We start from the raw sequence: 23444 nt of genomic DNA on the forward strand, positions 1-23444 counted from the left end.
CGGAGGTCGTGCCCCCGGGTGACCGGCGGCACGAGCAATGCGGTTCCTCCGGTGCGGCCGGACCGGGATTCCCCGGCGGCACCGGAGGGCCGCCGCCCACCTACCAGTCGCTGACCATCCACCTGGAGACTCCCGCCGCCAGGCGGACCGTGTCCGACGAGTCGTCCGATCGGGACACCGTCGTCCCGGCCGGGCCGGATGCGGGGGAGGCAGGGGCGAGACGCCGACTGCCCCTGCCTGCCAGCCCCGTCCGACCGACCCACCCGGTACGCCGGCTCGACGTCGTCGCCGCCGACCTCGGCGCCGGCCGGCGAGTACCCACCGGGGCGGGCGGCGGACGGGGCGCATCGGCCTAACCCGTATCTTTTTCAACTTTTTCCTGATATCAAGATGCAATCGATGCTTGTCGGTTTCTGGACACCGGAAGGAGCGCTATGCGTACAGGTGTCTGGCTGGTGGGAGCGCGTGGCTCGGTCGCGACCACCAGCATCGTCGGGGCGCTCGCGCTGCGTGCCGGGCTGACCGGGCCGACCGGCTGCGTCACCGAACTGCCCGGGGTCACCAGCCCCGCCCTGCCGGGCTTCGCCGACCTGGTCTTCGGTGGCCACGACGTGGTCGTTACGCCGATCGCCAAGCGCGCCGAGGCGCTCGCGGACGCCGGTGTACTGCCGGCCCGCCTGGTCGCCGCGCTGCCCGAGGAACTGGCCGCCGTGGAACGGGAACTGCGCCCCGCGCCCACCGTCGGGACCCAGGCCGACCGGGCCGCCGCGCTCGTCCGCGATCTCACCGCCTTCCGGGAACGACACGAGCTGGCCCGGGTGGTGGTGGTCAACGTGGCCGCGACCGAACCGGCGCCCCGCCCGCATCCCGGGCACGCCGACGCGGACGCGCTGCGGGCCGCTCTCGCCGGCCCCGACGAGGTGCTGCCCCCCAGCTCGCTCTACGCGTACGCGGCAGTCACGGCGGACTGCCCGTACGTCGACTTCACCCCGTCGACCGGTCTGCGGCTGCCGGCGCTGACCGCGCTGGCCGACCACCACGGCGTGCCGTACGCCGGCCACGACGGCAAGACCGGGGAGACACTGCTCAAGTCGGTGCTCGCCCCGATGTTCGCGATGCGCCACCTCACCGTCCGGTCCTGGTCCGGGCTCAACCTGCTCGGCGGCGGTGACGGCGCCACCCTGGCCGATCCCGACGCCAACGCCGCGAAGGTACGCAGCAAGCAACGGGTGCTCGGCGAGACGCTCGGCTACCTGCCGCAGGGCGACACCCGGATCGGGTACGTCGAGGAACTCGGTGACTTCAAGACCGCCTGGGATCTGATCACCTTCGCCGGGTTCCTCGGCACCGGGATGCGGCTGGAGTTCACCTGGCACGGCTGCGACTCGGCGCTGGCCGCCCCACTCGTGCTCGACCTGGCCCGGCTCACCGCCGCCGCGCACGCCGCCGGCCGCACCGGGCCGCTTACCGATCTGGCCTTCTTCTTCAAGGATCCGCTGGGCACCGCGACCCACTCGCTGGCCGACCAGTGGACCCGGCTGTGCGCGTTCGCGGGCAGCCTGGACGCCGGAGACACCGATGCCGCGCGTGGCTGACCTGGCCGAGCTGGTCCGCGCCCCGGCCGCGCTCTCCGTACCCGGGGACGTGGTCGCCGGTGCCGCCGCGGCCGGCAGCCTCGGTCCGCGTACCCCCGCCCTCGCCGCCGCGTCGGTGCTGCTGTACTGGGCCGGCATGGCCGCCAACGACTGGGCCGACCGCGAGTTGGACGCCGTGGAACGCCCCGAGCGGCCGATACCGAGCGGCCGGGTCAGCCCCGGCCTCGCGGTCGGCCTGGCCACCGGGCTGACCGTCGCCGGTGTCGGGCTTGCCGCCGCGGCCGGCGGACGGCGGGCCACCGCCGTCGCGTTGCCGCTCGCCGCCGCCGTCTGGGGGTACGACCTGGCGGCCAAGAACACCGCCGCCGGCCCCGCCATGATGGCCACCTGCCGAGGGCTGGACGTGCTGCTCGGTGCCGCCGGAGGCCGGACGGCGCGGGCGTTGCCGGCGGCGGTCACCGTCGCCGCGCACACCTGGACCGTCACCGCGCTGTCCCGCCGGGAGGTCAGCGGCACCGACCGCGCCCTGCCGCTGCGTACCCTCGCCGGCACCGCCGTGGTCGCGGCGAGCGCCGCGCTCCCGCCCGGACGCCGGCTCACCGCCAGCATCTTCCGGAGCGGTCGCCCGGCGGAGTCCGGCCGGCGCGCCCCTGTCGTCCGCACCGACGGTCAACCAACCGGCGACGTCGGAAACGGTCGGCGGGCCCTCGATGCGGCGGCGGTGGCGCTGCCGGCCGTCCTCGCCGCCTGGTACACCGCTCGCTACGGCACCGCGCAGGCGCGGGTGGCGGCCCGCCCCACCGCCGCGCGGGTTCGCTCGGCGGTGGGCGCCGGGATCACCGGCCTGCCCGCGTTGCAGGGGGCGCTGACCGCCCGCGCCGGGTCCGGTCTGCTCGGACTGGCGGTGGCGGCGGCCGCGCCGTTGGGCCGGCGGCTGGCCCGGAAGGTCTCACCGACATGACGGCCGCCGGCACCGCCACGGCCGCCGACGAACTGCGGTTCGGGTACGGGACCAACGGCTTCGCCAACCACCGCCTCGACGACGCGCTCGCGGTCATCGCCGATCTCGGCTACGCCGGTGTCGCCCTCACCCTGGACCACGACCACCTCGACCCGTTCGCGCCCGGACTGGCGGGGCGCGTCGACGCCGTCGCCCGTCGGCTGGCCGACCTCGGCCTCGGCCTGGTGATCGAGACCGGCGCGCGGTTCCTGTTGGACCCCTGGCACAAGCACGCCCCGACGTTGCTGCACGACGACCCCGCGCTCCGGATCGAGTTCCTGCGCCGGGCGGTGGCGATCGGCGCGGATCTCGGCGCCGAGGCGGTCTCGTTCTGGGCCGGTGTCCGACCGGGCACGGTCACCCCGGCGGTGGCCTGGGACCGCCTGGTCGCCGGCTGCGCCACCGTGATCGAGGCGGCCGAGGCCGTCGGGGTGACGCTGGGATTCGAACCGGAACCGGGCATGCTGGTGGCGGACATCGCCGACTGGCGCCGCCTGCACGCGGCCCTCGGCTCGCCGGCCCGCCTCGGCATCACCCTGGACATCGGACACTGCCGTTGCCTGGAGCCGCAGCCGGTGCCCGACTGTGTCCGGGACGTCGCCGCACACCTGGTCAACGTGCAGATCGACGACATGCGGCGGGGTGTGCACGAACACCTGGAGTTCGGTGCCGGCGAGATCGACTTTCCGCCGGTGCTGACCGCGCTGCGCGAGAGCGGCTACCGGGGCCTGGTGGCGGTCGAGTTGCCCCGGCACTCGCACGCCGCTCCCGTCGTCGCCGCCCGCTCGCTGGACTTCCTGCGCAGCGCCGTCGCGCGGCCCTCCCTTTGCTCTGCTTCAACCGGCGCACCGCGAGGCGTCCGCTATCCGGACAACGACCGACGCGTGGAGTGAAGCAGAGCAAAGGACGCACGCGGTACCACCGCCACGGCCGTCGACGGCGGCGGACGAGGGAGGAGACGCGATGACAGTGGACGAGCTGCGGGCGGCCCTGCGGGGCGTACCCGATCCGGACTGGTTGGCCACGGCCCTGGACCGCGTCGCGGCCGACCCCACCGCCATCGCGCGGTTCTTCCCGGCGGCCGGCCGCCGCTGCGGGCGAGACGACCTGCTCGACCTGCCCGGTTGGACCGCCGACGAGGCGGCCCGGGCCCTGCTGCTGGCCAGCCTGCCCACCGACCATGCCGAGCAGGCCGAGACCCTCTACCGCACCGGGGACGCTGCCGAGAAACGGGCCGTGCTCAAGGCGCTGCCGTTGCTGCCGATCGGCGCGGCCGGGGTGCCGCTGCTGCACGACGCGATCCGCACCAACGACACCCGGTTGGTGGCCGCGGCCCTCGGCCCGTACGCCCGCCACCTCGACCCGTCGGCCTGGCGGCAGGCGGTGCTCAAGTGCGTTTTCACCGGCGTGCCACTGACGGTGGTGGCCGACCTCGACACCCGCGCGGACGGGGAACTGGCGGAGATGCTCGCCGCGCTGGCCGCCGAGCGCCGGGCCGCCGGTCGGAGCATGCCCGCCGACGCCACCGAACTGCTGGATCGGCTCACCGCCGCCAGCCAGCCCCAGCCCAGGGAGGTGTGATGCGGATCTTCGACCCGCACATCCACATGACGTCGCGTACCACCGACGACTACGAGCGGATGGCCGCCGCCGGCGTCCGGGCGGTGGTGGAGCCGGCGTTCTGGCTGGGCCAGCCGCGTACCAACGTCGGCTCGTTCACCGACTACTTCGACTCGTTGGTCGGGTGGGAGCCGTTCCGGGCCGGGCAGTTCGGGATCCGCCATCACGCCACGATCGCGCTGAACCCGAAGGAGGCCAACGACAGGCGTTGCCGGCCGGTGCTCGACGAGCTGCCCCGCTACCTGGAGAAGGACGGCGTGGTGGCGGTCGGCGAGATCGGGTACGACTCGATGACCCCCGAGGAGGACGACGCCTTCGCCGCCCAGCTCGCCCTGGCCGTGGCGCACGACCTGCCGGCGATGGTGCACACCCCGCACCGGGACAAGGCCCGGGGTGTCGAGCGCAGCCTGGCCGTGGTCGCCGAGTCCGGCATCGCGCCGGAGCGGGTGGTGCTCGACCACCTCAACGAGACGACCGTGAAACTGGTCCGGGACACCGGCTGCTGGCTCGGCTTCTCCATCTATCCGGACACCAAGATGTCCCCGCCGCGAATGGTCGAGCTGCTCAAGGCGTACGGGACCGAACGGATGCTTGTCAACTCGGCCGCCGACTGGGGACGCTCCGACCCGCTGCTCACCCGGGCCACCGGCGAGGCGATGCTGCGCGCCGGCTTCACCGACGACGATGTCGACCGGGTGCTGTGGCGTAACCCGGTCGAGTTCTACGGGCAGTCCGGGCGGCTCGAGCTGACCGACGACGACCTCGCCGGGCCGACCTTCGCCGGCAACTCGATCCTGCGCGGCGGCAGCTGATGCGGCTGCGGCACGTCGGCGGGCGCACCGTCCACCTCGGGTACTGCACCAATGTGCACCCCGCCGAGGACCTCGCCGGCATCGTGGCCCAACTGGACACCTACGCGGTGCCGGTCCGCGAGACGCTCGGTGCCGACCCGCTCGGGCTGGGCCTGTGGCTGGCCGCGCCGGTCGCCGCCGAACTGGCCGCCGACCCGGCCGCCCGTCGTCGGTTGCGCACCGAGTTGACGGTACGCGGGCTGGAGGTGGTCACCCTCAACGGCTTCCCGTACGCCGCCTTCCAGGCGCCCGTGGTCAAGGGCGCGGTGTACCGGCCGGACTGGACCACGGACGACCGGCTCCGGTACACCCTCGACCTGGCCCGGGTTCTGGCCGACCTGCTGCCCGACGACGCCGCCCGTGGCTCGGTCTCCACCCTGCCGCTGGCCTGGCGCGCGCCGTGGGACCACACCCGCGCGGACACCGCCCGTCGACGACTCGACCAGCTCGCCACCGGACTGGCCGCCGTCGAGCGGGACACCGGCCGGCCGGTACGGGTCGGCTTCGAGCCGGAGCCCGGCTGCGTGGTGGAAAGCACCCCGCAGGCCGTCGCCGCGTTGTCCGGAATGGACACCGATCGTCTCGGGATCTGCCTGGATCTGGCCCACCTCGCCTGCGCCTGGGAGGAGCCCGCCGCCGCTCTGGAGCGGCTGGCCGTCGCCGGCCTGCCGGTGGTCAAGGTGCAGGTGTCGGCCGCGCTGGAGGCGGCCGACCCGACCGCTGACGCCGCCGCCATGCGCCGCTGGGTCGAGCCACGTTTCCTGCACCAGACCCGCACCGCCGACTGCGCCACCGCATCGGCCGGTGGGCCGCGGGCTGCCGATCCGGCGGATCCGAGCTGGGCGGCCGACGACCTCGACGCCGCTCTGGACGCCGCGCTGCCCGGGCCGTGGCGGGTGCACTACCACGTGCCACTGCACGCCCCACCCGAACCGCCGCTGGGCTCGACCCTGCCGGTGCTGCGCGCCGCGCTGGCCGCGCTCTTCACCGGTGCGGATGCCGGCTGCGACCACCTCGACGTCGAGACGTACACCTGGGGGGTGCTGCCGGCCGCGCGGCGCCCGCGCACCGACGCGGAGTTGGCCGCCGGGATCGCGGCCGAGCTGGCCTTCACCCGGGATGAGCTGGTCGCCCTCGGGCTGACCCCGCTAGCTAAGGCGGTGAGAGCATGAGCAGGCAGCTGGTGGTGCTCGATGTGGTGGGGTTGACCCCCCGATTGCTGGCGCACATGCCCCGGCTCCGCGCGGTCGCCGACACCGGATTCCGTGCCGAGTTGGGCACCGTGCTGCCGGCGGTGACCTGCTCGGTGCAGTCGACCTTCCTCACCGGCGCTCTTCCCGCGGAGCACGGGATCGTCGGCAACGGCTGGTACTTCCGGGACCTCGGCGAGGTGCTGCTCTGGCGGCAGCACAACGCGCTGGTCGGCGGGGAGAAGCTGTGGCAGGCCGCGCGTCGCGCCCGGCCCGGCTACACGGTGGCGAACGTCTGCTGGTGGTACGCGATGGGCGCGGACGTGAACTGGACGGTCACCCCGCGCCCGGTCTACTACGCCGATGGTCGCAAGGAGCCGGACTGCTACACGGATCCGCCGCAACTGCACGACGCGCTCACCGACCGGCTCGGCACCTTCCCGCTGTTCACCTACTGGGGGCCGGGCGCGGGCCTGCCGTCGTCGCGTTGGATCTGCCGGGCGGCCGAGCAGATCCTCGCGGATCAGTCGCCCGACCTGACCCTGGTCTACGTGCCGCACCTGGACTACGACCTGCAACGTTTCGGCCCGTCATCGCCCCGGTCCGCCGCCGCGGCGGCGGAGCTGGACGCCGTGCTCGCGCCGCTGCTGGACGCCGCGCAGGCTCGGGACGCGACGGTGGTGGTGCTGTCGGAGTACGGCATCACCGAGGTGTCCCGGCCGGTGGACGTCAACCGGCTGCTGCGCGCCGAGGGGCTGCTGCGGGTGCACACCCAGGCGGGTATGGAGTACCTCGACCCGTGGACCTCCCGCGCCTTCGCCGTCGCCGACCACCAGGTCGCGCACGTGTACGTGCGCGATCCGGCCGACGTGCCGGCGGTGGCGAAGCTCTGCGCCGGCCTGCCCGGGGTGGCCGAGGTGCTCGACGCCGACGGCAAGGCGGCCCACGGGTTGGACCATTCGCGTGCCGGTGAGTTGGTGCTGGTGGCCGAGCCGGACGCCTGGTTCACGTACTACTACTGGCTGGACGAGGCGCGTGCGCCCGACTTCGCCCGGCTGGTGGAGATCCACCGTAAGCCCGGGTACGACCCGGCGGAGCTGTTCTTCGACCCGGCCGCGCCGGGCGCGGCGAAGCGCCGTGCCGGGGTCGCGCTGGCCCGCAAGAAGCTCGGGATGCGGTACCTGATGAACGTGGTCGGGTTGGATGCCGGCGCCCGGGCAATCCGGGGCTCACACGGACGGCTGCCCGCCGATCCGGCCGACGGGCCGGTACTGCTCTGCTCCGACGCGTCGGTGGCCCGGGACCGGATAGCGGCCACGGAGGTGAAGGGGCTGCTGCTGGAACTGGCCGGAATGGAGGGGCGGTGACGGTCGCCGCGGCAGCTGTCGACTCCGCCGGGCTGCGGGCCCGCTTCGACGCCGAGCTGACCGCCTTCCTCGACCGGCAGGATCCGGACTGGCCCGACGGCGCACCACGGGGCGTCTTCACCACGTTGCACCGGTTCGTGCTGGCCGGCGGCAAGCGCCTGCGACCACTGTTCTGCTACTGGGGCTGGCGGGGCGCGGGCGGCCCGGACGGCACGCCGATCGTGGTGGCCGCCGCCGCGCTGGAGCTGTTCCACGCCTTCGCGCTGATCCACGACGACATCCTGGACGGCAGCGACCGCCGCCGGGGGGAGCCCTCGGTGCACCGGATCTTCGCCGACCTGCACGCCCGCTCGTCCTGGCGGGGTGACCCGGAGGCGTACGGGCGCAACACCGCCCTGCTCTGTGGTGACCTCTGCGCCGCCTGGTCGGATCAGATGTTCCACGAGTGCGGGTTGAGCCCGGACCAGGTGCACCAGGGGTACGCCGTGTTCGCGCTGATGCGTACCGAGGTGATCGCGGGGGAGTATCTCGACCTGGTGTCCGGAGTGGGCGACGGCTCGGTGGCCAGCGCGCTCACGGTGATCCGGATGAAGGCGGCCCGCTACACGGTCACTCGGCCGTTGCAGATCGGCGCCGCGCTGGCGGGCGCACCCGTCGAGCTGCTCGACGCGTTGGCCGAGTTCGGCGACCCGCTCGGGGACGCCTTCCAGCTCCGCGACGACGTGCTGGGGGTCTTCGGTGACCCGGCGGTCACCGGCAAGTCCGTGCTGGACGATCTGCGCGAGGGCAAGCCGACGGTGATGATGGCGCTGGCCCGCGATGCCGCCGACCGGGCGCAGGGTGCCCGGCTGCGCGAGCTGTTCGGCAATCCCGACCTGGACGCCGACGGCGCCGCCGAGCTGCGCGAGATCATCGAGAGCACCGGGGCCCGCCGGAAGATTGAGCAGATGATCCAGGTCCGCGCCGAGGCCGGCTTGGCGGCGCTGGAGCACACCGAGGTGACCGCGGAGAGCCGGACCGCCCTGATGGAGCTGGCCGCCCAGGCCATCGACCGCCAGCGCTGAGTGCCGCCGCGGCAGAGCGGCGCCGGGCGGCTTTTGGCCGAACTGACGAAAGTCTGTATCCGGCAGTCAGAAGATATAGACACATCAACGTATGACGTTTAATGTCATCGCCAGGACCGACATGTTTCGTCGAGGTGAACCGGCGGCGCGGCACCCCCCTCGGCACCCCCCGCTACGGCATCCGGCGCGACGGCGCGCGCCCCGCCCTGGCAGAGCACTCGTCAGGAAGGGACAGCACAGCGATGTCCACCATGCGTACCACCCACCACCCCGCACGGTGGTCCACAAGCGCCTCGGCGCTGCTCCTGGTCGTGACAGCCGGCACCGTGGCCATCGCCGGCCCTACCCCGGCCCTTGCCCACCCCATCGCCGCCACCGACTTCCAGCAGGTCACCCTCGCCAAGGGAGTGGCCGAGGTCGGTGAACCGATGAGCATCGCGGTGCTGCCGGACCGTTCGGTCCTGCACACCGCGCGCAACGGCACACTGCGCCGCACCGACGCGTCCGGCAACACCTCGGTGATCGCCAACATCCCGGTCTACACGCACGACGAGGACGGGTTGCAGGGCGTCGGGGTCGACCCGAACTTCGCCACCAACCGGCACATCTTCCTCTACTACGCCCCGCCGCTGTCCACCCCCGGCGGCGACGCCCCGGCCACCGGCACCAACTGGTCCGCCTGGCAGGGCGTCAACCGGCTGTCCCGGTTCACCCTCAACGCCGACTTCACCGTCAACCAGTCCAGCAAGGTCGACATCCTCGACATCGCCGCCGACCGGGGCATGTGTTGCCACGCCGGCGGCGACATCGACTTCGACGCCGCCGGAAACCTCTACCTGTCCACCGGCGACGACACGAACCCCTTCGACTCCGGCGGGTACTCCCCGATCGACGAGCGGACCAACCGCAACCCGGCGTACGACGCGCAACGCAGCGCGGCCAACACCAACGACCTGCGCGGCAAGATCCTGCGGATCAAGGTCAACGCTGACGGCTCGTACTCGATCCCGGCCGGCAACATGTTCGCCCCCGGCACCGCCCGGACCCGCCCCGAGATCTACGCGATGGGCCTTCGCAATCCGTTCCGGATGAGCGTCGACAAGGCCACCGGCGTCGTCTACGTCGGCGACTACGGCCCGGACTCCGGCTCCACATCGAGCCGTGGCCCCAGCGGGCAGGTGGAGTTCAACCGGATCACCGGGCCCGGCTTCTACGGCTGGCCGTACTGCACCGGCACCAACACCAGCAACGAGACGTACGCCGAGTGGAACTTCGCCAACAACACCGCCGGGCCCAAGTACAACTGCACCGGAGGCGCGACCAACAACTCGTTCCGTAACACCGGCCTGACCAGCCTGCCGGCCGCCAAGCCGGCCTGGATCCGCTACGCCGGCGACGCGGGCAGCCCGCCGGAGTTCGGCGGTGGCTCCGAGTCGCCGATGGCCGGCCCGGTCTACCGGTACAACGCCGCGCTGAACTCGGCCACCAAGTGGCCGCAGAGCTTCGACGGGCTGTTCTTCGCCGGTGAGTTCGGCCGGGGCTGGATCAAGCCGATCCACGTCAACACCAACGGCTCGATAGCCAGCATCGACGGGTCCTTCCCGTGGAACGGCAAGCAGGTCATGGACATGGCGTTCGGCCCGGACGGCGCGCTCTACGTGCTGGACTACGGCACCGGCTTCTACAACGGCGACGCCAACTCCGCCCTCTACCGCTACGACTACGTAGGCGGCGGAAACCGGGCGCCGACGGCGGTCGCCTCGGCGAACCGGACCTCGGGCGTCGCCCCGTTGACCGTCAACTTCTCCTCGGCCGGGTCGTCGGACCCGGAGGGCGGGGCGTTGACCTACTCGTGGGCGTTCGGCGACGGCACCAGTTCCACGGCGGCCAATCCGAGCAAGACCTACACCACCAACGGCAGTTACACCGCCACGCTGACCGTACGCGACCCGCAGGGTGCCACCGGCACCGCGAGCGTGCAGATCCGGGTCGGTAACACCGCGCCGACCGTCACCATCAACGGCCCGGTCAACGGATCCCTGTTCTCCTTCGGCGACACCGTGCCGTTCAGCATCACGGTGACCGACCCGGAGGACGGCACCATCGACTGCACCAAGGTCAAGATGACCTACGTCCTGGGCCACGACAACCACGGTCACCAGATCACCTCGCGGAACGGCTGCTCGGGTTCGATCACGATCCCGGTGGACGGCGAGCACGACTACGCGGCGAACATCTTCGCCATCTTCGACGCCGAGTACACCGATGCCGGCGGGCTGACCACGCACACCCAGCACACCCTCCAGCCCCGCAGCCGCCAGGCCGAGCACTACAAGACCTCCTCCGGCATCGCCACCTTCGACAAGGCGGCCGCCGAGGGCGGCAAGACCGTCGGCAACATCAACAACGGCGACTGGATCGCGTTCGAGCCGTACCGGATCAACAACGTGACGTCGTTCAGCGCCCGGGTCTCCTCGGCCGGCGCCGGCGGCACCCTCCAGGTACGGGCCGGCTCGGCCACCGGCACCGTGCTCGGCTCGGCCACCGTCCCGGTCACCGGCGCCTGGGACACCTTCACCACGGTCACCGGCACCATCAGCAACCCGCCGTCCGGCACCACCACGCTCTACCTGACCTTCGCCGGCACCGGGACCGGCTCGCTCTACGACCTGGACTCGTTCACCTTCACCACCGGCAACGGTGGCACGGGCGGAACCGGCCCGATCGTCGGTCTGGCCGGTAAGTGCCTGGACGTGCGGGACGCCGCCACGGCCGACGGTACGCAGATTCAGATCTACACCTGCAACGGCACGGCGGCGCAGACGTGGACGGTGACGCCGAACTCGACGATCCGGGCGTTGGGCAAGTGTCTTGACGTCGACGGCGCCGGCACAGCGGACGGCACGAAGATCCAGTTGTGGACCTGTAACGGTGGCGGCGCCCAGGTCTGGTCGGCGCAGTCCAACGGCACGTTGCGTAACCCGAACTCGGGCAAGTGCCTGGACGTGTCGAACAACAGCTCCGTCGACGGGCAGGTTGTGCACCTGTGGACCTGCCACACCGGCGCGAACCAGCGCTGGGTCCTGCCCTGATCCGAGGAGGGGCCCCTCGTCAACGCCTAGTGTTGGCAACAGGGCCCCTCCTGACACCACCAAACGTTGGGAGAGCGACATGCGCAGACTCCTCCGAACCACCGTCGGCCTGGCCACCGCAGCCCTCGCCGTACTCGCCTGCACCACCCCGGCCACCCCGGCCAGCGCCGCCGACGCCCCGTACGACGTGCTGGTCTTCTCCAAGACGGCCGGCTTCCGGCACGACTCCATCGCCGTGGGCACCCAGACCATCCGGGACCTGGGTGCGGCGAACAGCTTCACCGTCACCGCCACCGAGGACGCCGCGGTGTTCACCACCGGCAACCTCGCCCAGTACGAGGCAGTGATCTTCCTCAACACCACCGGCGACGTGCTCAACAACAGCCAGCAGAGCGCGTTCGAGTCGTACATCGGCTCCGGTGGCGGTTACGTCGGCGTGCACTCTGCCGCCGACACCGAGTACGGCTGGTCCTTCTACGGCAATCTGGTCGGGGCGTACTTCCGCTCCCACCCGGCGATCCAGCAGGCCACCGTCCGGGTGGAGAACCGCGCCCACGCGGCCACCGCGCATCTGCCGCAGAACTGGGTCCGCACCGACGAGTGGTACGACTTCCAGAGCAACCCCCGCTCCGGCGCCCGAGTGCTGGCGAACCTCAACGAGTCGACGTACTCGGGCGGCGTGATGGGCGCCGACCACCCGATCGCCTGGTGCAAGACGTACAACGGCGGTCGGTCCTTCTACACCGGCGGCGGCCACACCCAGGCGTCGTATTCCGAACCGGCCTTCCGGGCGCATCTGCTCGGCGGCATCCGGTACGCGGCCGGCCGCACCAAGGCCGACTGCCGGCCGGAGACCGGCTACACCAACCTCTACAACGGCTCGACCAGCGGCTGGTCCCAGGCAGGGCCGGGCAGCTTCAGCAACTCCGACGCCACGCTGACCTCGGTTGGCGGGATGGGGCTGTTCTGGCACAGCGCCAAGCAGTTCACCAACTACTCGCTGAAGCTGGACTGGCGGGTGGCCGGCGACGACAACTCCGGTGTCTTCATCGGCTTTCCACCGTCGAGCGACCCGAACTCCGCCATCAACAACGGCTATGAGGTGCAGATCGACCCCACCGACGCCGCCGACCGGACCACCGGAGCGGTCTACGGCTTCAAGGCCGCCGACCTCGCCGCCCGGGACGCCGCGCTGAACCCGGCGGGGGAGTGGAACACCTACGAGCTGCTGGTGGAGGGGGAGCGCCTCCAGGTCTTCCTGAACGGCTCGAAGATCAACGACTTCACCAACACCGACCCGGTCCGGTCGCTTGCCGGCCACATCGGCATCCAGAACCACGGCAACGGCGACGACGTGTCGTTCCGCAACATCCGGATCAAGGAACTCGGCGGCTCGAACCCGCCGCCGGGCGGTGACGTCCGTACCGGTCGGATCACCGGCCTGGCCGGCAAGTGCCTCGACGTGCGTAACGGCTCGTCGGCGGATGGCACGCAGATCCAGATCTGGTCCTGCCACGGTGGCGCGGCGCAGACCTGGACGGTGACGCCGAACTCGACGATCCGGGCGTTGGGCAAGTGCCTGGACGTCAACGGCGCCGGCTCGGCCGACGGCACGAAGATCCAGCTCTGGACCTGCAACGGCAGTGGTGCCCAGAACTGGTCGGCGCAGTCCAACGGCACGTTGCGTAACCCGAACTCGGGCAAGTGCCTGGACGTGTCGAACAACAGCTCCGCCGACGGGCAGGCCGTGCACCTGTGGACCTGCCACAACAACGCCAACCAGCGCTGGGTGCTGCCGTAACCCAACCAGCGGCACCGCCCCGGTGCGACGGTCACCCGTCGCACCGGGGCACTTTCCTACCGCGCGCCGCCCGCCTAGAGTGGGTGACGGCGACCGCGAGGTGGCCGGTGAGTCGACGGGAGGCGCAACCCGTCGGCCCCAGACGCGACAAGCGTCCACCGGTGCATCGTCGTGGCCGCCGCATCCGGCCATCCTCGCCCCGGTCCCGCAGGTAATGGAATCCCCCACACGACAGGGGAAAAGGACACATGGCGCGACCGATCACGCTGTTCACCGGCCAGTGGGCCGACCTTCCGTTCGACGAGGTGTGCCGGCTCGCCGCCGAGTGGGGCTACGACGGCCTGGAGATCGCCTGCTGGGGCGACCACTTCGAGGTCGACAAGGCCCTGGCCGACGACTCGTACGTCGAACGCAAGCGGGAGACGCTCGCCAAGCACAACCTTCAGGTCTTCACGATCTCCAACCACCTGGTCGGCCAGGCGGTCTGCGACCACCCGATCGACGAGCGGCACCAGGGCATCCTGCCCGCCCGGATCTGGGGCGACGGCGAGCCCGAGGGGGTACGCCAGCGGGCCGCCGAGGAGATCAAGGACACCGCCCGCGCGGCGGCGAAGCTCGGCGTGGACACCGTCGTCGGCTTCACCGGCTCGTCGATCTGGCACACCCTGGCGATGTTCCCGCCGGTGCCGCCGGAGATGATCGAGCGCGGCTACCAGGACTTCGCCGACCGGTGGAACCCGATCCTCGACGTGTTCGACGAGGTCGGGGTGCGTTTCGCCCACGAGGTGCACCCCAGCGAGATCGCGTACGACTACTGGACGACGAAGCGGACCCTGGAGGCGATCGGTAACCGCCCCGCGTTCGGGCTGAACTGGGACCCGTCGCACTTCGTCTGGCAGGAGCTCGACCCGGTCAACTTCATCTTCGATTTCGCCGACCGGATCTACCACGTCGACTGCAAGGACGCGAAGGTGCGTACCGGCGATGGTCGTCGCGGCCGGCTGGCCTCGCACCTGCCCTGGGCGGATCTGCGCCGCGGCTGGGACTTCGTCTCCACCGGCCACGGCGACGTGCCCTGGGAGGACTGCTTCCGGGCGCTGAACGCCATCGGCTACTCCGGGCCGATCTCCGTCGAATGGGAGGACGCCGGGATGGACCGGCTGGTCGGCGCCCCGGAGGCGCTCCAGTTCGTCCGCCGGCTCGCCTTCGACGCACCGTCCGCCGCCTTCGACGCCGCGTTCAGCAGCAAGGACTGAACCGTACCGACGCCCGGGGGCCGGTCCGCGCCGGCTCCCGGGCGTCGGCGTGGTCAGCCGGCGCTGAAGACGTGCTCGCTGGCCAGATGGGCCGCGCCCACCACGGCGGCCCGGCCCGCCAGATCGGACAGGACGATCGGCATGGTGCCGGTGGCCAGTGGCGCCGAGCGCCGGTAGACCACGCCACGGATCTCGGAGAGCAGGAGGTGCCCGAGCCCGTCGGGCGCCCCACCGATCACCACGATGCCGGGGTTGAAGAAGCTGACCAGGCCGACCAGCACCCGACCGAGCCGGCGGGCGGCATCACGGACCAGCAACTGGGTGGCCGCATCCCCGGCCGTGGCGGCCGCGGCCACATCCGCGACGGTGAGCCTGCCCACCTCGGCCAGCCGCGCGGCCAGCGCCGGGGAGCGATCCGATCGGGCGACCGCCAGCGCCGCCCGGACCAACCCCGCATCCCCGCAGTACGCCTCAAGGCAACCGGCCTCCCCACAGGCGCAGGGCGGACCCTCCTCGCCGAGCGGTAGATGCGCGATGTCGCCGGCGCTGCTGGTCGCACCCCGGTAGAGCGACCCGCCGAGCACCAGCCCGCAGCCGATCGCCGTACCCAGCTTCAGGTAGAGGAAATCCTCGACGGTACGGCCGATGCCGGCGTGCCGCTCGCCCAGGGCGAGCACGTTCGCATCGTTGTCGACCAGGACCGGGCAGCCCAGTTCTGCGGCGAACGCGTCGCGGACCGGGAAGCGCTGCCACCGGGGCAGGACCGCCGGTGCGGTGGAGGTGCCGCCGTCGACCGGCCCGGGAAGGGCGACACCGACCCCGGTGAGTTCGGTGACGCCCAGCTCGGCGCGGAGTTTGGCGACCAGCTCGACGGCCCGACCGGTCACCGGCTCCGGCCCGTCGCGCACGTCCGCCACCTCGCCGGTCTCGGCCAGCACGTTCAGCTCGCCGTCGGTGATCGCAACGGTGACCCGGTCGGTGGCGACCACCACGCTGGCGAAGCGAACGCCGCCGGAGAGGCGGAGCAACGACGACCGACGCCCGCCCCGGGAGGCCGCCGGCCCGGCGGTCTCGACCAGCCCTCGGGCGGTGAGCCGGTCCAGTTCGGTGGTGAGGGCCGTCCGGGACAGACCCAGCAGGTCACCCAGCTCCACCCGGGAGCGGGGACCCTCGTCCCGCAGCAGCCGGACCAACCGTGCCTGCGGCGGATTCTCCGGCCGGACCAGGGCCATCTCGACCACCTCCGTGCGGAGTGTTCCACGGCGGTGTTTCAGACCAGTGGCCGGTCGGGAGCGGACCTGTCAACGCCTGTCGCCGCGGCGGTCCGGCGTGACCCGCTGCCGGCCGGGCACACGGACGGGCCCGGCCACCAACGTCGCTGGCCGGGCCCGTCCGGGGTGCTCAGAGGGTGCTGCCGTTGGCTCCAGAGCCGGACGGCTTGCTGCGGGGGGTGGCGGACGTCGAGCTGGAACCCGACGAGCCGGAACCCGACTTGGTGCCGGCCGTGGCCGGCGTACCGGCGAACGTGTCGTCGGCGGGGGTGATCCCCGCCTTGCCGTTGCTGTTCAGCTTCTCGCCCAGCTTGGAGTTGCCGAGCTTGTCCCTGCCCTCGTGGTAGAGACGGTTCGCCTGGGCCTGCGCGACCCCGGCCGCCTCCTGGACGGTCGGGTGGTCGAGCACCTTGCGGCCCCGGACCACCAACTCCTCGTACTTCTCCCGGCCGGCACGGGCGCCCAGGACGAACCCTGCAGCCAGCCCGCCAAGGAACATGATCTTTCCGCGCATGGCGGCTCCTTTCGTACCTGACGCGCCGCCGTCCCGCTCCCGGAAGCCCGGGTGGCGGGACTGACCGATTCGCGCCTGCGTCCTGTCGTCGGCAGCTAACTACCCATCCTCCTCTCCGCTCATACCTCCTTGTGCCAGGATGACGATTTGTCTGGTAAACCGCCCCCGGGTCGCTCGGTGGTGGCCGATGAACCCCCTGGACCAACACCCCCCGCCGTCCTGTACTCTTGTGCCCGGCGCGCGGTGCGGAGCGATCCGCTCCGGGCGTTGTTGCGGTCCCCCGTAGCTCAATTGGCAGAGCAGCCGGCTGTTAACCGGCAGGTTTTTGGTTCGAGTCCAAACGGGGGAGCTTCCTACTTCACCACGACGCCCACCGGCCAGATCCGGTGGGCGTCACTCGTGTCCCCACCAGATGGCCGACCGGCGCGACGCCGGGCTTCTGCCGGGCGGCACCCGGCCAACGCGGCTACGCTGGTGCCCGTCGATCCTGCGACGACAGCCGGTGGGTGGAATGTCCGGAAACTGGAAGATCGGCTCGGTCGAGCTGCGACCATCCGAGGCCGCCGCGCGCCCCGTCGTGGCGGCGCGGCACGCCCGCCGCCAGCCCGCACCGGCACAACCAGGGCACCGCGTACCCCATGCCCGCTGACACCGACGTCGTGATCGTGGGCGGCGGCCTCGCCGGCCTCGCCGCAGCCCGCCGCCTGCACCGCGCCGGAGTGTCCTGGCGGTTGGTGGAGGCCGCCGACCGGCTCGGTGGCCGGGTCGCCACCGACACCGTCGACGGCTTCCTGCTCGATCGTGGATTTCAGGTCCTCAACACGGCGTACCCCCGGCTCGGCGCGTTGCTCGACGTGGACCGTCTCGACCTCGGCTTCTTCGTTCCCGGGGTGCTGGTACGCAAGGGCGACCGGCTGCTGCGACTGGTCGATCCGCTACGCGATCCCGCCGGTGGACCGGGCACCGCTCTGGCCTCCGTCGGGTCGCTGCCCGACCGGCTGCGCTTCGCCGCCCTCGCCGCGAGCTACGCCACGCTGCCCGCGGAACGTCTGCTCGCCAGGCCCGAGACCACCGCCGAGACGGCGCTGCGTCGCGCGGGCCTCTCCCACGCCATCATCGAGGACCTGCTGCGCCCGTTCCTGTCCGGCGTGCTGCTCGACCGGGAGCTGGCAACCTCCAGCCACGTCCTGGCGATGGTGCTGCGCTCGTTCGCCCGAGGTCGGGTCGGCCTGCCCGCCGACGGCATGGCGGCGTTGCCCCGGGCCGTCGCCGCCGCGCTGCCGGCCGGGCTGCTGGACCTGAACACCACCGTCGCCGAGGTGGCACCGGGGCGGGTCAGCACCAGCGCCGGTGAGCTGCGCTGCCGGGCCGTCGTCGTCGCCGTCGACCCGCCCACCGCCACCCGGCTGCTGGACCTGCCGCCGGTGCGCATGCACAGCTACACCACCTACTACCACGCCACCGCCGAGCCGCCGGTGGGCGAGCCGATCCTGCTCATCGACGGCGACCGCCGCGAGATGGTCGCCAACACGGTCGTGGTCAGCCGGGCCGCGCCCAGCTACGCGCCACCCGACCGGCACCTGATCGCCACCTCAGTGGTCGGGCCGTCGGTACCGTCCGAGTCGGCCGTGCGGCTGGAACTGACCCGGCTGTACGGGCGGCCCACCACCGACTGGGAGCACCTGACCACGGTCACCATCCCTGCCGCGCTGCCCGCCGCGTCGCCGCCACAGGGCCGGCTACGAAAGCCCGTGGCGCTGGGAAACGGGCTGTTCGTCGCCGGTGACCACCGTGACAGCCCGTCGATCCAAGGGGCACTCGCCAGCGGATGGCGCACCGCCGGAGCCACCCTGCGGCACCTGCGTCAGCACTGAAATTCGGGGTCACCAGGCCCGATGATGATCACTTATGATCCTCGCCATGCCCCGACCCCTCGCGCCGCCGGTGTTCGACGCCGCGGCGGCGTACCCCCAGGTGGCCGCCGCCCGTGACGCGCTGGCCGCGGGCGACTGGCCGGCGATGCGCACCCTCGTCGACGCCCAGGACGCCCACGGCAGGACGGTCCTCGTCGGCGAGGTCGGCGACACGGCGGACGCCGAGACGTTCCTCCGGAAGGCGCTCGCCGAACAACCGGACGACCCGGTGGCCGCTGCCATGCTGGGGGCGCACCTGATCCGCGCCGGGTGGCGGATCCGGACCGCCCAACGGGCGCAGGATGTCAGCCGCGAACAGTTCGCCCAGTTCTTCGATCATCTGCGCCGGGCCGAGCAGGTCCTCATCGAGGCCACCGCCCGCCACCCGGAGGACGCGGCAGCCTGGACCCAGCGGGTCACCAGCGCCCGCGGCCTGCAACTCGGCCAGGCCGAGGCCCGCCGCCGCTACGACCGCCTCGCTGCCCGGCACCCGCACCACCTGCCGGCCCAGAGCTCCCTGTTGCAGCAGTTCTGCCCGAAGTGGAGCGGCACCTGGGAGAAGGCGCACCATTTCACCCGGGAGTGCAACGCCGCCGCACCGGCCGGCGCACCCAACGCGGTCCTCATCGTCGAGGTGCACCTGGAGCAGGCCTTCGACCACGGCACCCTGTCCGCTGCGCGGGCATTCCTGCGCGGTCAGCAGGTACGCGCCGCGATCCACGACGCGGCCCAGCGCTCCATCTGGCACCGCGAGTTCCGCCACGGCTGGGGCTGGGTCCGGGTACGCAGCACCTTCGCCCTCGCCTTCTGCCTGATGGAGGAGTGGACGTCGGCGGCGCAGCAGTTCGCCGCCCTCGGTGACCTCGGCGACGAGTCGATGTTCGGCTACTTCGGCGACGCGGTCGCGCAGTTCCAGCGGTTCCGCGACAAGGCGTACGCGAAGGGCGGCCAGCCGTGATCCAACACCTGGAGACCGACGGGGTGCCGACCCTGCTCGCCCCCACCGGGGGGGCCGATGCGCGCCGGGTTGACCTTCCGGGTCGGCACCGCCGACGAGACGCTGGCCCGCCACGGCATCACCCATCTGCTCGAACACCTCGTTCTCGCCCCGCTGGGCACCGCCGACTACCACTTCAACGGCGCCACCGGACCGACCTTCACCACCTTCCACATGCAGGGCTCAGCACCAGACATCGCCACCTTCCTCACCTCCGTCTGCGCCAACCTGACCGATCTGCCGACCGGGCGGTTGGAGGTGGAGAAGGACATCCTGCGTACCGAGTGGAGCAGCCGGGGAAGCGCGGCCATCGACGACATCCCGCTGTGGCGCCACGGCGCCCGCGACCACGGGCTCAGCAGCTACCCGGAGTGGGGGCTGGGCAGGCGCACCGCCGAGGACCTGCGCCAGTGGGCCGCACGCTGGTTCACCCGGGAGAACGCGGTGCTCTGGATCGCTGGTGACCGGGTGCCCGAAGGACTGCGGCTGGACCTGCCCGCCGGCACCCGGCAGCCGGTACCGGCCGCCTCGTCGGCGCTGCCGGCCACCCCGGCGTACTTCGTGCACGGCTCGCGGGCGGTGGTGCTCGACGCGGTCGTGCGGCGCCGCACCGCCGCGAACATCTTCGCCGAGGTGCTGGAGCGCGAACTGTTCCGGGCGCTGCGCCAGGACGCCGGTCTCTCCTACACCATCGGCAGCGGCTACGAACCGCGTGGCGACGGCCAGGCCCACCTGCGGGCCCTGGCCGACTCGCTGGCCGAGAAGCAGGACGCCGTGCTCGGCGGATTCATCGACGTGCTGGCCAAGCTGCGGGTGGGCCGGATCGAGCAGAGCGACCTCGACGCCGTGGTGGCCAAGCGGATCGACATGTACGCCACCGCCGAGGCCGACGCCACCCGGCTGCCCGCGTACGCCTTCAACCTGCTCACCGGCGAGCCGAACCGCACCATCGACGAGCAGCTCGCGCAGCTGAAGGCGGTAACCCTCGCCGACCTGCACGAGGTCGCCCAGGAGGCGTACGCCTCGGCGCTGCTGATGGTGCCGAACGGGACCAGCGCCGACTGGGCTGGCTTCACCGCCGCGCCCACCTCGTCGGAGTCGACCGTCGCGGGCACCACCTACCGCGCCCGCGACGACGACAGTCGACTACTCATCGGCACCGAGGGGGTCAGCCACCTCAGTGCCGGTGGCACCCTCACGGTCACCTACGCCGACTGCGCCGCGATGCTGGCCTGGCCCGACGGCGCCCGGCAGCTCATCGGCCACGACGCGATCGTGCTGCACATCGAGCCGACCCTGTTCGACACGCGCCCGGCGGCGATGCACGTCATCGACAGCGGGGTGCCGATCGACCGGCAGATCACCATGCCGCCCCGCGATCCGGAGAGCATCCCCCAACCGCGTGCCCTCCGCGCGGCTCGCGAGCGCCTGACCCGGCCGAAGCGGGCCGGGTGGGAGATCCTGCTGATGGTGCTCAGCGGCCTGGCCACGCTGGTGGTGGGCGGGTTCACCCTGCTGCTCACCATCGGCATGCTGATCAGTCCCACCGCCGAGGAGGACGTCGCCGTACTGTGGGGTGCGGTCGTGATCGGCTGGCTGCTCACTGTTATCCTCGCGTTGCCCATCGTGCTGCTGACACGAGGGCGACGCCGGTGAGGAGAGGCCGTGGCCGCCGGATCCCTCCCGACCTGCACCGCACGGCGCTCGCATCGAGCGTCCGACCGTACGGTCCGTCGGCCCGCAGGGAGGTCGGGAAGGTTCGTTGGCCGGTGATCGACTGGGCGGGATAAGATCCGGCCCGGTGCCGGGGCGGTAGCTCAGCCGGTTAGAGCAGGGGACTCATAATCCCTCGGTCGCGGGTTCGAGTCCCGCCCGCCCCACCTACGGCTGGCATCACGCGTCGATCGAGCGGGTCGGCTGAGGCCGCAGCGTGACGGGACAGCGGCGGGACGTGTCATCACCGTAGGTTCCCCGTATGGATATCCTCGGCCGAGTTCCTCGCGGTGTCGCTCGAGTTGTGGTCGGCCTGGCCCTGTTCGCGGTGGCGGCCTGCGGTACCACAGTGCCGCAGGCATCGTCCGACGGTACCGCCGCGCCCACAGCGGGCGCGCCTCCGGGCTTGTTGCCGTCGGAGACCGCATCTGAGGTGGCGGAACCTCCCCGGCCGCCGCACGAGATTCTGTCTGACAATATTCGCCTGGCCCGTACTGCCTGCAAGGGCTGCGGTGCGGAGCTCAATCTCAACGAACCAACGGTTCAGAAGTCGATTCACCTGTTGATGAGGGAGCACGCCCAGCACAAGGACTTCGTGCTCACCGAGGCGAACGCGGAGCGGGCACTGTACGGGCCAGCCGGCTCGACGCCGAGGCTGGCCGGTGCCAATAAGCCTCCACCGGACGTCTCCTTCCGGGATGCCAGCGGGCGGGAGGTGTACCGGAGGGAGGTCAAGACCTTCAGTGGGGCGCCGACCACGTTCGCTCGGCAGTTCGAGGACTATGCGAAGAAGTTGGACTATCGGGGTGAGCTGTATGTGCAGGTACCCAGAGGTACAGACGTACAACGGCTGATGGAGGCGTTCTGGGCCAAGAATCGCGACGATCGCCGCTTGGCGAGATACGCGGACGTGTACGTTGCCTTCCACACGCCGGATGGTCGGCCGGCAGGGTTGTGGATGCTGGGGGCTCGTGGAATGGGCGTACCCGGTTAGGGGTGACACGTGGGGGCATCGGCGTTTCTCTACTGCTCGTGCAACCGGATCTGCTGGGGGCTCGGTAAGCCATTGAGCGAGCAGCCCGGCGGCACTGTCATCAGGTATGCCGGCAATCCTGGTCAGCCGGTCTTCTCGCAGTCCCGACTGCCGTCCAGCGCGTTGTGGAAGCTGCTTGCCGACCACGTCGGTCACCAGCTTCGGGTGGCTCACGACTGGGATCCCGAACTGCATCGTCAGATGGAGAGCGGTGTGCTGCCGGCCATGCTGGACGCGGACGGCGACCTGGACATACCCCTTCCGGCCTACCTTTCCGGCTGGCCGGAGGATGGGTTCGCAGATTTGTTGTCCGCTGGCTTCGACGGCACCGACGAAGGGTTTCTGACCTGCGAACGCTGCCCTGAGCGGCTGGCCCTCGGCCGGGCGCTGCGGGATCGCGCAGGTGCCCTGTTGCTGTTTCACGCTGGCGAACCGGGTGAGGTGGCCAATTCTCGACAACCGGAGCTGAACGCGGCGGCGTGGCGCTTCCTGACCGTGCACTTCCAGCATCCGCTGCGGGTCGTCGCGTATCCCGCTGGGGAGCGTGCTCCGGCCGACGGCTGTGTGACAGTCGGCGGTGGCGGGTCGGGCGGCATGTCGCTCGCGGCGTACGTCGCCGGGTTCACCGGCTGATCTCGGGACAGACCTGCAAGCGGTTAGGGGCGCGGCGGCGGAGTTGATGGCATGCCCACTCTTTTACCGGTGATGGTCGACTCGCCAGAGCCAGCGGCGTCCGCTGCGATATACGACGCCCGACGGGCTACCCGTGACATCGACGCGGTGTTCCAACCGCATGGCATCGTGCTCGACGAGGCTCGTGCGGTAGCGGATGAACTAGGCCACCGCAGGTGGCTCAACGAGCAGGCGAGTGCCTATGTCGCTCCTGGAGGCGACGCAACGGCTCCGCGCGTCTTCGACCACCCCGGCCTGCGGGTGGCAGCGGCGTCTCCGGAGCATCTGCTGGCCATGAAGGTGCTCGCCGCACGGCGGCGGGACGCCGAGGACATCCGCTTCCTGATCGACCGCCTCGAGTTGAGCAGCGCGGAGCAGGTCCTCGCTCTGTGTGCGGAGATCTTCCCTGAGGAGGAGATCCCGGGCCGCGCAAGACTCGTGCTCGACGACGTTTTCGACGACTCGTAGCCCCGTCATCGGGCTACCAACGCCGGA

General features: G+C 71.6%; 19 protein-coding genes and 2 tRNA genes. 19 read left to right on the top strand and 2 right to left on the bottom strand.

All coding sequences use genetic code 11. The features are described 5' to 3' along the window. Nucleotides 1-434: 434 nt before the first annotated feature. The 11 genes from KBX50_RS27795 (at nt 435) to KBX50_RS27845 (ending at nt 14836) form a co-directional block, all read left to right on the top strand. A complete protein-coding gene (locus KBX50_RS27795) occupies nt 435-1595 on the top strand; it encodes an inositol-3-phosphate synthase (RefSeq protein WP_210940744.1) in 1161 nt (386 codons plus the stop codon). Continuing rightward, nucleotides 1579-2556 carry an SCO3242 family prenyltransferase gene (locus KBX50_RS27800; RefSeq protein WP_210940745.1) on the top strand — a complete coding sequence of 326 codons (978 nt, stop codon included), beginning with the start codon at nt 1579-1581 and terminating at the stop codon, nt 2554-2556. Before KBX50_RS27795 ends, KBX50_RS27800 begins: the two co-directional genes overlap by 17 nt. Continuing rightward, nucleotides 2553-3488: a sugar phosphate isomerase/epimerase gene (locus tag KBX50_RS27805; RefSeq protein WP_210940746.1), complete on the top strand. Its 936-nt coding sequence runs from the start codon at nt 2553-2555 to the stop codon at nt 3486-3488. The genes KBX50_RS27800 and KBX50_RS27805 overlap by 4 nt, the downstream gene beginning before the upstream one ends. 70 nt (nt 3489-3558) lie before the next feature. After that, complete coding sequence (locus tag KBX50_RS27810; RefSeq protein ID WP_210940747.1) at nt 3559-4176, top strand: EboA domain-containing protein; 618 nt, start codon at nt 3559-3561, stop codon at nt 4174-4176. Next, entirely contained in the window at nt 4176-5027 is an 852-nt protein-coding gene (locus KBX50_RS27815; RefSeq protein ID WP_210940748.1) for a TatD family hydrolase, read from the top strand. The genes KBX50_RS27810 and KBX50_RS27815 overlap by 1 nt, the downstream gene beginning before the upstream one ends. Beyond that, nucleotides 5027-6238: a metabolite traffic protein EboE gene (eboE, locus tag KBX50_RS27820; RefSeq protein WP_210940749.1), complete on the top strand. Its 1212-nt coding sequence runs from the start codon at nt 5027-5029 to the stop codon at nt 6236-6238. The genes KBX50_RS27815 and eboE overlap by 1 nt, the downstream gene beginning before the upstream one ends. Next, the gene (locus KBX50_RS27825; RefSeq protein ID WP_210940750.1) at nt 6235-7623 is read left to right on the top strand and encodes an alkaline phosphatase family protein; all 1389 of its coding nucleotides are present in this window, start codon (nt 6235-6237) and stop codon (nt 7621-7623) included. Before eboE ends, KBX50_RS27825 begins: the two co-directional genes overlap by 4 nt. Continuing rightward, nucleotides 7620-8687, top strand: coding sequence for a polyprenyl synthetase family protein (locus tag KBX50_RS27830; RefSeq protein ID WP_210940752.1), 1068 nt, complete (start codon nt 7620-7622; stop codon nt 8685-8687). Before KBX50_RS27825 ends, KBX50_RS27830 begins: the two co-directional genes overlap by 4 nt. A gap of 251 nt (nt 8688-8938) precedes the next feature. Then, on the top strand, nt 8939-11779 hold the full coding sequence (locus tag KBX50_RS27835) for a PQQ-dependent sugar dehydrogenase (protein ID WP_210940794.1): 2841 nt from the start codon (nt 8939-8941) through the stop codon (nt 11777-11779). A gap of 79 nt (nt 11780-11858) precedes the next feature. Then, complete coding sequence (locus KBX50_RS27840; RefSeq protein WP_210940754.1) at nt 11859-13580, top strand: ThuA domain-containing protein; 1722 nt, start codon at nt 11859-11861, stop codon at nt 13578-13580. A 248-nt stretch (nt 13581-13828) separates the two neighbouring features. Beyond that, on the top strand, nt 13829-14836 hold the full coding sequence (locus KBX50_RS27845) for a sugar phosphate isomerase/epimerase (RefSeq protein WP_210940756.1): 1008 nt from the start codon (nt 13829-13831) through the stop codon (nt 14834-14836). Between the two features lie 53 nt (nt 14837-14889). Here KBX50_RS27845 and KBX50_RS27850 read toward each other — a convergent pair whose 3' ends face one another. Together KBX50_RS27850 and KBX50_RS27855 are read right to left on the bottom strand one after the other, a co-directional pair. Beyond that, nucleotides 14890-16068 (bottom strand): ROK family transcriptional regulator, encoded by a 1179-nt coding sequence (locus tag KBX50_RS27850; RefSeq protein ID WP_210940758.1) that lies wholly within the window; start codon nt 16066-16068, stop codon nt 14890-14892. Between the two features lie 169 nt (nt 16069-16237). After that, entirely contained in the window at nt 16238-16621 is a 384-nt protein-coding gene (locus tag KBX50_RS27855) for a hypothetical protein (RefSeq protein ID WP_210940760.1), read from the bottom strand. 276 nt (nt 16622-16897) lie between these two features. Between KBX50_RS27855 and KBX50_RS27860 the strand changes: the two genes are divergently transcribed. From KBX50_RS27860 to KBX50_RS27895, 8 genes are all read left to right on the top strand, one after another. Further along, nucleotides 16898-16970, top strand: a tRNA-Asn gene (locus KBX50_RS27860). Nucleotides 16971-17259: 289 nt separating this feature from the next. Continuing rightward, nucleotides 17260-18495 (top strand): FAD-dependent oxidoreductase, encoded by a 1236-nt coding sequence (locus KBX50_RS27865; RefSeq protein ID WP_210940763.1) that lies wholly within the window; start codon nt 17260-17262, stop codon nt 18493-18495. A gap of 46 nt (nt 18496-18541) precedes the next feature. Further along, entirely contained in the window at nt 18542-19492 is a 951-nt protein-coding gene (locus tag KBX50_RS27870) for a hypothetical protein (RefSeq protein WP_247674562.1), read from the top strand. A gap of 57 nt (nt 19493-19549) precedes the next feature. Beyond that, a complete protein-coding gene (locus KBX50_RS27875; protein WP_210940768.1) occupies nt 19550-21187 on the top strand; it encodes a pitrilysin family protein in 1638 nt (545 codons plus the stop codon). 150 nt (nt 21188-21337) lie between these two features. Then, nucleotides 21338-21411: transfer RNA gene (locus KBX50_RS27880), tRNA-Ile, on the top strand. Between the two features lie 95 nt (nt 21412-21506). Beyond that, a complete protein-coding gene (locus KBX50_RS27885; RefSeq protein WP_210940769.1) occupies nt 21507-22238 on the top strand; it encodes a hypothetical protein in 732 nt (243 codons plus the stop codon). Between the two features lie 9 nt (nt 22239-22247). Further along, nucleotides 22248-22910, top strand: a complete 663-nt coding sequence (locus tag KBX50_RS27890) for a hypothetical protein (RefSeq protein WP_210940772.1) — start codon at nt 22248-22250, stop codon at nt 22908-22910. 147 nt (nt 22911-23057) lie between these two features. Next, complete coding sequence (locus KBX50_RS27895) at nt 23058-23417, top strand: hypothetical protein (RefSeq protein ID WP_210940773.1); 360 nt, start codon at nt 23058-23060, stop codon at nt 23415-23417. The last annotated feature ends 27 nt before the right edge of the window (nt 23418-23444 follow it).

The sequence above is a fragment of the Micromonospora sp. C51 genome (genome assembly GCF_018070435.1).
In the GTDB taxonomy this organism is placed as follows: Bacteria; Actinomycetota; Actinomycetes; order Mycobacteriales; family Micromonosporaceae; genus Micromonospora; species Micromonospora sediminimaris.